The 877-nt window shown below is 68.5% G+C and carries 1 protein-coding gene; it reads left to right on the top strand.

Annotated elements, in window-relative coordinates; genetic code table 11:
• Positions 1–877: dihydropteroate synthase (locus V7793_RS37925; protein ID WP_336014308.1), on the top strand; the 877-nt coding region annotated here is incomplete at both ends.

The raw sequence follows: 877 nt of genomic DNA on the forward strand, positions 1-877 counted from the left end.
CGGCCGCGACGGCGTCGCCGACATGGCCGAGATCGCCGGCCGCTTCGCCACCGCCTCCACCCTGCCCATCGTCCTCGACTCCACCGAACCGGCCGTCATCCAGGCCGGCCTGGAGAAGCTCGGCGGCCGGGCCGTCATCAACTCCGTCAACTACGAGGACGGCGACGGCCCCGACTCCCGCTTCGCCAGGATCACCCGGCTGGCGGTCGAGCACGGAGCCGCCCTGATCGCGCTCACCATCGACGAGGAGGGCCAGGCCCGCACCGTCGAGAAGAAGGTCGAGATCGCCGAACGGCTGATCGACGACCTCACGGGCAACTGGGGGGTGCAGGAGTCGGACATCCTCATCGACTGCCTCACCTTCACCATCTGCACGGGACAGGAGGAGTCCCGCAAGGACGGCATCGCCACCATCGAGGCGATCCGCGAGCTCAAGCGCCGCCACCCCGACGTGCAGACGACGCTCGGCCTGTCGAACATCTCCTTCGGCCTCAACCCGGCCGCCCGCATGGTCCTCAACTCCGTCTTCCTCGACGAGTGCGTGAAGGCCGGCCTGGACTCGGCCATCGTCCACGCCTCGAAGATCCTCCCGATCGCCCGCCTGGAAGAGGAACAGGTCCAGGCCGCCCACGACCTGATCTACGACCGGCGCCGCGAGGGCTACGACCCCCTGCAGCACCTGCTGGAGCTCTTCGAAGGCGTCGACACCAAGTCGATGAAGGCGGGAAAGGCCGAGGAGCTCCTCGCCCTGCCGCTCGACGAGCGGCTCCAGCGCCGCATCATCGACGGCGAGAAGAACGGCCTGGAGACCGATCTGGACGAGGCGCTCACCGGGCGTCCGGCGTTGGAGATCGTCAATGACACGTTGCTGGAGGGC

The organism is Streptomyces sp. KLMMK (genome assembly GCF_036961605.1).
Classification (GTDB): domain Bacteria; phylum Actinomycetota; class Actinomycetes; order Streptomycetales; family Streptomycetaceae; genus Streptomyces; species Streptomyces telluris.